This is a genomic window from Phyllobacterium sp., from assembly GCF_037994425.1.
Classification (GTDB): Bacteria; Pseudomonadota; Alphaproteobacteria; order Rhizobiales; family Rhizobiaceae; genus Phyllobacterium.
Window position 1 is genome coordinate 1 of the sequence record NZ_JBBNAM010000423.1, and the last position, 8,873, is coordinate 8,873.

General features: G+C 57.8%; 9 protein-coding genes, 1 tRNA gene and 2 pseudogenes. 9 read left to right on the plus strand and 3 right to left on the minus strand.

The features are described from left to right. The first annotated feature begins 36 nt into the window (after positions 1-36). The 3 genes from AAAB35_RS27955 to AAAB35_RS27965 all read left to right on the plus strand — a co-directional run bounded on the left by AAAB35_RS27955 (position 37) and on the right by AAAB35_RS27965 (position 1,546). Positions 37-126 (plus strand) — tRNA-Ser (locus AAAB35_RS27955). Positions 127-248: 122 nt separating this feature from the next. Then, on the plus strand, positions 249-878 hold the full coding sequence (locus AAAB35_RS27960; RefSeq protein ID WP_340671598.1) for a LysE family translocator: 630 nt from the start codon (positions 249-251) through the stop codon (positions 876-878). Positions 879-982: 104 nt separating this feature from the next. Then, positions 983-1,546: a methylated-DNA--[protein]-cysteine S-methyltransferase gene (locus AAAB35_RS27965; protein WP_340671599.1), complete on the plus strand. Its 564-nt coding sequence runs from the start codon at positions 983-985 to the stop codon at positions 1,544-1,546. A gap of 34 nt (positions 1,547-1,580) precedes the next feature. On the opposite strand, the gene AAAB35_RS27970 is transcribed toward AAAB35_RS27965, so the two are convergent. Beyond that, a complete protein-coding gene (locus tag AAAB35_RS27970) occupies positions 1,581-2,090 on the minus strand; it encodes a GNAT family N-acetyltransferase (RefSeq protein ID WP_340671601.1) in 510 nt (169 codons plus the stop codon). A 261-nt stretch (positions 2,091-2,351) separates the two neighbouring features. Here AAAB35_RS27970 and AAAB35_RS27975 point away from each other — a divergent pair. Beyond that, positions 2,352-3,055, plus strand: a pseudogene (locus AAAB35_RS27975) (DUF899 family protein). 313 nt (positions 3,056-3,368) lie between these two features. Then, on the plus strand, positions 3,369-3,680 hold the full coding sequence (locus AAAB35_RS27980) for a PepSY domain-containing protein (RefSeq protein ID WP_340671602.1): 312 nt from the start codon (positions 3,369-3,371) through the stop codon (positions 3,678-3,680). A gap of 62 nt (positions 3,681-3,742) precedes the next feature. Here AAAB35_RS27980 and AAAB35_RS27985 read toward each other — a convergent pair whose 3' ends face one another. Next, positions 3,743-4,036, minus strand: coding sequence for a DUF6074 family protein (locus AAAB35_RS27985; RefSeq protein WP_340671603.1), 294 nt, complete (start codon positions 4,034-4,036; stop codon positions 3,743-3,745). Positions 4,037-4,291: 255 nt separating this feature from the next. On the opposite strand from AAAB35_RS27985, the gene AAAB35_RS27990 reads away from it, so the two are divergent. The 3 genes and pseudogenes from AAAB35_RS27990 (at position 4,292) to AAAB35_RS28000 (ending at position 6,987) form a co-directional block, all read left to right on the plus strand. Beyond that, on the plus strand, positions 4,292-4,720 hold the full coding sequence (locus AAAB35_RS27990; protein WP_340671604.1) for a hypothetical protein: 429 nt from the start codon (positions 4,292-4,294) through the stop codon (positions 4,718-4,720). 75 nt (positions 4,721-4,795) lie between these two features. Then, positions 4,796-5,641 (plus strand): SDR family oxidoreductase, encoded by an 846-nt coding sequence (locus tag AAAB35_RS27995; RefSeq protein ID WP_340671605.1) that lies wholly within the window; start codon positions 4,796-4,798, stop codon positions 5,639-5,641. A 96-nt stretch (positions 5,642-5,737) separates the two neighbouring features. Beyond that, positions 5,738-6,987 (plus strand): annotated as a pseudogene (locus AAAB35_RS28000) (aminopeptidase). Between the two features lie 57 nt (positions 6,988-7,044). On the opposite strand, the gene AAAB35_RS28005 reads toward AAAB35_RS28000, so the two are convergent. Next, positions 7,045-8,148 (minus strand): saccharopine dehydrogenase family protein, encoded by a 1,104-nt coding sequence (locus AAAB35_RS28005; RefSeq protein ID WP_340671607.1) that lies wholly within the window; start codon positions 8,146-8,148, stop codon positions 7,045-7,047. 120 nt (positions 8,149-8,268) lie between these two features. Here AAAB35_RS28005 and AAAB35_RS28010 point away from each other — a divergent pair, with 120 nt between their 5' ends. Continuing rightward, entirely contained in the window at positions 8,269-8,697 is a 429-nt protein-coding gene (locus tag AAAB35_RS28010; RefSeq protein WP_340671608.1) for an Lrp/AsnC family transcriptional regulator, read from the plus strand. Positions 8,698-8,873: the final 176 nt, after the last annotated feature.

The window sequence follows — 8,873 nt, forward strand, 5'->3', positions numbered from 1 at the left end:
ATCCTTTTAGGGATCGAAATGATCGTTCCCTGGCGCGGAGAGGTGGCTGAGTGGTTGAAAGCACCGCACTCGAAATGCGGCATGGGGGCAACTCCATCGGGGGTTCGAATCCCTCCCTCTCCGCCATGACTTCGCATCGATCCAAATAGGCAATTGCGCATTTTCATCACGCAAGGGCGCATGCGCGCTACTTTCATTGGCGACAGCTGTGTGATTTGCTTGAGCCACCACAATATCGGAGGATCGTCATGCCCGATTTGACCTTATGGGGCTTGTTCATCGTAGCGTCAGCCGTCCTGCTTCTGACGCCTGGTCCGGCTGTCCTTTACATCATTGCGCGCTCGGTCGAACAGGGGCGTGCGGCGGGGCTCGTGTCCGTGCTCGGCATTCACCTCGGTACCATTGTCCACATTACCGCCGCAGCAGTCGGCCTGTCGGCGCTCGTCATGTCGTCGGCGCTTGCCTTCTCGGTCGTCAAATATCTCGGCGCAGCCTATCTAATCTGGATAGGCATCCGTACCTTCATGGCCAAAGATCTTGATCCCGAAGCGCCCGCACTCCCCGCCGAGCCGTTGCGCCGGATCTTCCGCGACGGCTTTGTCGTGAACCTCTTCAATCCGAAGACCGCGATCTTCTTCCTCGCTTTCCTGCCGCAATTCGTCGACCCCTCGCGCGGCAACGTGCATTGGCAGATTCTTATCCTCGGCTTCACTTTCATGGGCCTTGGGATGATCAGCGACGGAATATTCGCCTTGATTGCCGGGGCGGCAGGTGAATTTTTTCGCGGCGACCGGCGGTTTCAACGCCTGAAGCGTTGGTTTGCCAGTTCGTCGTTCGTCGGCCTCGGTATCACGGCGGCCTTGGCGACACACAAATAGCTGGCGAGCCGACAGCTCTTGTCAGCATGTTGCAAGAATCGGATTGAATTTCTCAGTTGGCGGAGCGATTCTCAAGGCAGGGTGAAACTTGAGAGCTGGTTGTTATGACCAAGTCGCCACATCAATATCTGATCTTCGAAACGTCCGCGGGCTTTTGCGGCATCGCCTGGAACGATGTCGGCATTACCCGTTTCCAATTGCCGGCACGTACCCCTGGCGCGACCGAACACAACCTGTTGCGCCGGGTTCCCGATGCCTTACCTGCCAGCCCTCCCGCTGAAATCGTCGAGGTGGTCGCCGCGGTAAAGCGCTATTTTACCGGCGAGGAAATCGATTTTTCCGGTTTCACCATCGATCTTGGCCAACAGGAGCCGTTCTTCAAGGAAATTTACGCCGCCGCCCGACGTGTTGGCTGGGGAGATACGACGACATATGGCGCATTGGCGAAGCAACTCGGCGCTGGCCCCGAAGCTGCACGCGACGTCGGCGTCGCAATGGCGCGAAATCCAGTGGCATTGATTATTCCGTGCCACCGTGTCCTTGCGGCCGGTGGAAAGATCGGGGGCTTTTCAGCTCCGGGTGGCTCCACCGCGAAAATGCGCATGTTGGAACTTGAAGGCGTTCATCTCGATCCGGCGCCAGCGGCACAGCAGTCTTTCGGATTCTAGATTCAGAGGATGCATTGGCCTTGTGGCACTCGCCTCAACGCACCAGTGAGCACTGCATAAACATCGTGATTGCATCGGGTGGGTCGCTGAACGGCTCGCACTCAGTAAAGCCGAACCCGCGATAGAGCGCGATGGCGTCACCCATGTACGTTGCCGTCACGAGCCGTGCGGTGGTCGCACCCTGTTCCCGCATCGCATTCATCACAGTCGTCATCAGCGCGAGGCCGACGCGCTTGCCACGCAACTCCGGCTTCACGTAGAGCTTGTGTACTTCACCGATACCGTCGCCTTCGTCGGTATACCCCACGCAGCCGACGGCCTCCCTGCCGATACGGGCAATGAAGAAGTCCGCACCTTCTTCCGAAAATTTTGCCATCAGGTCCTGCGGCGAAGCCCCGAAATAGGCGGCAACCGCTTCATGGAACGGCATGCCTGTCTTCGGGTTCACGCCCGTATCCCACGCGCCGAGCGCACTGACGAACTCCCGCGCGACTTCGAAGTCGGAAATATCCCGCGCTCGTCTGATCGTAATGTCTGCATCCATCCGTGATCTCCTGCAACAGACGTTAACACGGCACATGCAAATCGAAACATGATCAATTTGGCTATTTCGGCGTGGCTGCGGAAGCGGTCCGGCGCTTGAAAAACAATAGCCAAGGGAACGATGACCGAGCTTCAACGTTTGTCATTTGGACGATATGTTGATATCAACGTTATTCGAACGAAAACTTCAAGTCGGTAGAACGGCGTTGGGGCCGAACTGCCGGAACGCACGCACAAAAGCGCCAACCCAGAGGATTTAACCATGAGCACTCCCCACGCCCTTACCCCCGCAGCCGAACTCGCCGGCCGCAACGGCATACGCTTTCCCAATGAGAGCGCCGCGTACCGGCAAGCACGGGATGCCTTGCTGGCGGAAGAGATTGAGCTGCGGCGTCATATAGAGCGTGTTGCGGAACAGCGCCGCGCCCTGCCGCCAGGCGGGGAGGTGGCGAAGAACTATCGGTTTGAAAGCGAGGCCGGACCAGTCAGCTTTGCCGACCTTTTCAGCGGCAAACAGACGCTCGTGGTTTACAACTACATGTTCGGACCGGAGCGCGAACGTCCCTGCCTGATGTGCACGTCGCTCTTAAGTGCCTGGGACGGCGAGGCCCGCGATATCGAGCAGCGTGTTGCGCTGGCGGTCGTCGCCCGCTCGCCCATTGATCGGCTCGTTGCCTTCAAAAAGGAGCGGGGCTGGAGCGGCTTGAAGCTTTACGCCGATACGAGCGGCGAGTTCAGCCGTGACTATCATGCCTGGCCGCCGGAAGGCGGCGACGATGCTGCTTTCAATGTCTTCACACGGCGCGACGGGACAATCCGTCACTTCTGGGCGGCGAGATGGGTTTCGTCACGGCCGATCCTGGACAGGATCCGCGCGGCGCGCCGGACCTGATGCCCATCTGGACGATCCTGGACTGCACGCCCGAAGGACGCGGCAAAGACTGGTATCCGAAACTGACGTACTAGTTCGTTCGAGGCGCGGCAAACGCTTGCAAAGTATGAGGAGGCACGCGCTCGCCTTGAGCAAGCGCCTTTTAGCGGCGCACAACAACGCATATCCGGGCTTCGGATTGGGCTGAGTTATACATAGTACCGCATCCAGCGGTCATATTTCTGACGGTTTTGTGCAGTGCACCTTCCCCCTTATCTGAAATCTCTCAAGCGAGCAGGTTTTGGATAAGGCGGGGTTGCCGTCGCACATTACGCAAGGAACCACCCCGCATTTTGAACGTTGACTCGCTGAATGGGCGGAACATTCAACAACTGTGAGGGAAGAGTTATGAGAAAACTGTTGATCGCCGGAGCGACTGCCTTGGTCGCGCTTACTTCCGCGCCGCAGGCATTTGCGCAATCGATCGTGATTGGCCCCGATGGCGTCCGGCTTGCTGAGCCATACAGGGAGCCCGTTTATCGCTCCAGGGAAATCAGCGAGCGTGAAGCTGTGCGTATCGCGCGCAGCGAGGGCGTTCGCGACGTTGATGACGTAAGGCGCACAAGGTCGCGCTTCGTTGTGGAAGGCGTCGATCGTCGTGGCGATGATATTCGCGTCGATATCGACCGTCGCACCGGTGATGTGGTCGCCGTCAGGTAATATCTTTGAATACAAAAAGGTCCGCCCCGGCAGATGTGGCGGGCCTTTTCTTAGGTTCAGCGTCAGTAAGCTGTTTCGTCGTTTGCGTCGTTGAAATAGGCTAGCCGGGCAAGTTCAAGTTCCACAGCCGTAAAGAAGGCACCGACCTGCTCGTCCTGCTCTTCCTCAGCCACACCGATTTTGGCCAGATGCCTGAATAACGTCTCAGCGACCTGGTTTCGATAGGCGCCCGCCTGCCTGTCCGAGCTCTTTTCCATGATCCGTGCAGCCACCTCGCGAATCTTCGCGACCCTTTTTGTCAGCGGAAATGCGATGATCCGGCAAGGTGTCGGGGCTTCGGCTTCAAACATACTCATTTTCTTCCCAGCTCCGGCAAGCGCGGTTGGCAATCGATTCGCCTGACGATAGGGGAAATTGTCCTAACAATTTGTTTCCGCAGGCCTTTGATCCTTTGTGCAATTACCGCAGGAGGGGTTACGTAACGTCGTTCCCAGCGGGGAAATTTGGAACTGCCCTGTGCGTAACGGCCTCGAAATGTTGCCCGCTATGCCGGGCAGGCCTATCAAGAGAGGGTGAAGTGATTCGTTTCGTTACGGCGCAGACATTGAGATATGGCATTAAGCAATGCGGAGAGACAGCGGCGGCACCGCGAACGGCAAAAGCAGAAACTTGCCGCTGCCGCCCCGGATCTGGCCACCCAATATGAGAATGTCGGCGCCGATCTGCGTGAAAAACTTTATGCCCTCATCGATGCTGAAAACGCTCACCGAGAACGTTACATCACGGCTCTCTCGCTGGAACGCATCGATTTCAGCAGGGTCATCCTCGACATAGCGCTCAACGAAGACCACTCGGGGATTGCCGATACGGCGCGAATCGTCCTTCTCCAGGCATTGTGCATGGGTGAAAGCACCGAAAAGGAGATCCTGGAAGCGCTTCGGCAAAAAGCCCTGGCGGCTGCGCAACAGTCACATGGCTATGGTTCACGGGATCAAATTGCCCCGCTTGCCCATTATATGCGCGTGCCGAATTTCGGCTGATCCAAGGTTTTACTTCACTTTACGGCCTGCTACTTTAAGTCCTGACAGGACTTGCCGTTGATAGGACAAAGACACATGGCGCATCCGGCTTTTTCATCATCCAATGTTGCGGTTATCACTGGAGGCGCATCGGGCATAGGGTTTGCAGCTGCAAAGCGCTTGTCCGCAATGGGCCTGAAGGTCGCGATTGCCGATCTCGGCGGCGAAAGGCTTGATGCCGCGACGGCCGCGCTCAAGGCGGAGGCCGGTCCCGAAAGCGTCCTGGCGGTTGCGACGGATGTCACGAAGGTTCTGGAATTGGAGCACCTTCGAGAGGCGGTCGAAGCCAAATTCGGCGGCGTCGACATCTTAATGAACAACGCGGGCATCCAGCCGGGCAGCAGTGTCTTCGACGTGAAGCACTGGGACAGCATCATCGCCGTAAATCTCTTTGGCGTTATTCGCGGCAGCCAGGTTTTCGGACCTTCAATGGTCAAGCGGGGAAAGCCGGGGCTCATCATCAACACTGGCTCGAAGCAGGGAATCACCACGCCACCTGGCGACCCAGCCTATAACGTCTCCAAATCTGGTGTCAAAACCTTCACCGAGGCCTTGCAGCACGAGTTACGAAACACGAAGGATTGTCACGTAACGGCACATTTGTTCATACCCGGCTTCGTTTATACGCCGCTCGCCGCGGGCGGCCGAACAGAAAAGCCGGCAGGCGCATGGACATCCGAACAGACGGTCGATTTCATGATCGATCGCGTATCAGCGGGCGATTTCTATATCCTTTGCCCCGACAACGACGTTACCCGCGCGCTCGATGAAAAGCGGATCCTCTGGTCGGCCAGGGATATCATCGAAAACCGCCCGCCCCTTTCGCGCTGGCACGCGGATTATCAGGAGAAGTTCGCCGCATTCCTGAAGGGCACTGATTGAAGCAGGATCGATCGTAATTTAGACCATCGCCTTGATGTGGCCGATAGTCCGGTTCTATGCTGGAGCATCGTTTTCCCGACCCAGCATGGATCTACAATGACCTCATCTCAGAAAATCCCCTCCGTCGACCCCGTGAAGCTCGACCGCCTGGCAGAAGTCGCCGTAAAGATCGGCCTGCAACTGCAGCCAGGGCAGGACCTTCTCATCACCGCGCCGCTTGCGGCGGTGCCACTCGTGCGCCGCATCACTGAACATGCCTACAAGTCCGGGGCCGGTCTCGTCACCGCGCTCTACAACGACGAGGAAGCGACCCTCATGCGTTATCGCAACGCACCGGACAACAGCTTCGATCGCTCGGCGGGCTGGCTCTATGAAGGCATGGCCAAGGCCTTTTCCGCCAATACAGCGCGTCTCGCCATCGCCGGCGACAATCCCATGCTGCTTTCCGCCGAAGATCCCGAGAAGGTGGCGCGCGCCAACCGGGCGCAGTCACGCGCCTATCAGCCGGCGCTCGAAAAGATTGCAGATTTCGACATCAACTGGAACATCGTTTCTTACCCCAACCTGTCCTGGGCGAAGCAAGTCTTCCCCGATCAGGATCCGGAAGTTGCAATTGCGATGCTTGCCGATGCAATCTTTGCGGCCTCGCGCGTCGATGTGGATGACCCGGTGAGCGCCTGCGCGATCACAACGCCGCCCTGCACAAGCGCACCGCCTGGCTCAATGCGCATGCTTTTTCAGCGCTGCACTTCAAGGGGCCGGGCACCGATCTTACTGTCGGCCTTGCCGACGAACATGAGTGGCACGGCGGCGCGTCCGTCGCCAAGAACGGCATCACCTGCAACCCGAACATCCCGACCGAGGAAGTGTTCACGACGCCGCACGCTCTGCGCGTCGACGGCCACGTCTCGAGCACCAAGCCGCTGTCGCATCAAGGCACGCTGATCGAGAATATCAAGGTTCGCTTCGAGGGGGGCAGGATCGTCGAGGCCAAGGCGACGCGCGGCGAAGAGGTGTTCAACAAGGTGCTTGGCACCGATGAAGGCGCACGGCGTTTGGGCGAGGTCGCACTCGTGCCGAACTCCTCACCGATATCGGCCTCAGGGCTGCTGTTCTTCAACACCCTGTTTGACGAGAACGCTGCCAGTCACATTGCGCTCGGCCAATGCTACTCGAAGTGCTTTATCAACGGCGGAGAATTGTCGCCCGATGCAGTCGCGGCACGGGGTGGCAACAAGAGCCTCATTCACATCGACTGGATGATCGGTTCCGGCGAGATAGATGTCGACGGCATCAACAAAGACGGATCGTCGGTACCGGTCATGCGCAAGGGCGAGTGGGTCTAGACATAAAAAATCGCCGCCGCGGCAGCGCGGCGGCGATTTTTTCGTTTCGGTTCGCTATCAGGCGACCAGACGTCCGGCCGATTCGGCCTGCGCGTATGCCTTGCCGAAGCGATTGGCGAGAAAGGTATCGAGTGCGATATCTTCCTGGCGGATGAAACCCTGCTGCGGCAGGTCGCCCTTGGCCAGCATATCGAGCACTGCGCAGATGGCCGACGCGGTGGTGATCTGGATGCCGCTATAGAGCTGTGCGCCGATATGGTTGCTATAGACCTTGTTGGCGTAGGTTTCCTGCAAAAGCCGGCCCTTCTTGCGGCCGCTGACAGTGACGAAGATCACGACAACGTCCTGCAGTGTCGACGGCAGAGCATTTTCGAGAATGTCCTTCAGCACGTCGCGGCGATCGCGCAGCCCAAGGTCATTCAAGAGCGCCTTCATGATGGCTGCGTGGCCGGGATAGCGGATCGTGCGATAGTTGAGCGTGCGTACCTTGCCGAGCAGCGTTTCGCACAGGGTGCCGAGACCACCGGACGTGTTGAATGCCTCATAGGTCACGCCATCGAGCGAAAATTCCTCGCGCTCTTCGAGAGCCGGAACCTCGATCAGCTCACCATCGACGATTGCTTCGCATGGCTCGCAATATTCGTTGATGACGCCGTCCGTGCTCCAGGTCAGATTGTAGTTGAGCGCATTGGAAGGATATTGCGGCAGAGCGCCGACACGCATGCGGACGCTTTCAAGCGAGTCGAAGCGTTTTGCCAGGTCATTGGCAACGATCGAAATGAAGCCCGGCGCGAGACCGCATTGGGGGATGAAGGCCGTCTTTGCCGTATCCGATAGCTGCTTGACGATGCGTGTGCTTGCAACGTCTTCGGTCAGATCGAGATAGTGAACGCTGGACTTGGCAGCTGCTTCGGCAATGCGTGTGGTCAGGTGAAACGGTGCCGCGCTCAGAACTGCGAACTTGCCTTCGAGGACCCGTTCCAGAGCGCCGGCTTCGCCGATTTCGATGCATTTGGTCGCAACGTTCGCCGAAATATCGAGCGCATCGAGCTGGGTTTGCGCGCGGTCGACGACGGTGACGCTGTAATCTCCTGTGCCAGCGAGAAGATTGGCGATTGTTCCGCCGATTTTGCCTGCGCCTACGACAACGATCTCTTTCATATGATTCCCCATGGATATAAAAAACTCATAGGAATTTCGCAGATTGTTCGGCGAAATGAAGTATGTAAACTGACGATCTACATCCTAATTTTTGGCAATACGACGTATGGATTAGTCATTATGCTGACAGATGCCGATCATGCCCTGCTTTCCGTGCTGCGTGAGAACGCAAGGGCCTCGACTGCCGACCTTGCCCGCAAGCTTGGCGTCTCGCGTACAACGGTGCAGAGCCGTATCGAACGGTTGGAAAAGCGCGGGATGATCCGTGGCTATAGCGTCAAACTCTCGCCGGAGTATGAGCAGAACCTCGTCAGGGCCCATGTGCTCGTTACGGCCTTGCCAAAACTCGCCGTCAAAGTCGAATCGGCCCTGAAAAAGATCGCCTGGGTGAGGACGCTGCATTCGGTCAGCGGGCAGTTCGACATGATCGTGATCGTTGAAGCGCCTTCGATCCAGGAACTCGACCGGTTGCTCGATCAGATTGGTGCGCTTGAGGGCGTCGAACGCACCATGTCATCGATCATTCTCTCTACCCGCATCGATCGCTGAAACCACCCTCCATGCAACTGCTTGACTCTTAGTCGTGTTGGATTCCATAATAGAACATATCGTGAACATTAGAGGTCAAGTAAGTGGCGACAACCGTCGATCTTGCGGCGTTGCGGCGCGACATTGCGTCTTTGAGCTCAGGCAATCCGCCTGCTGCGAAGCGCTCTGCCTTTGCC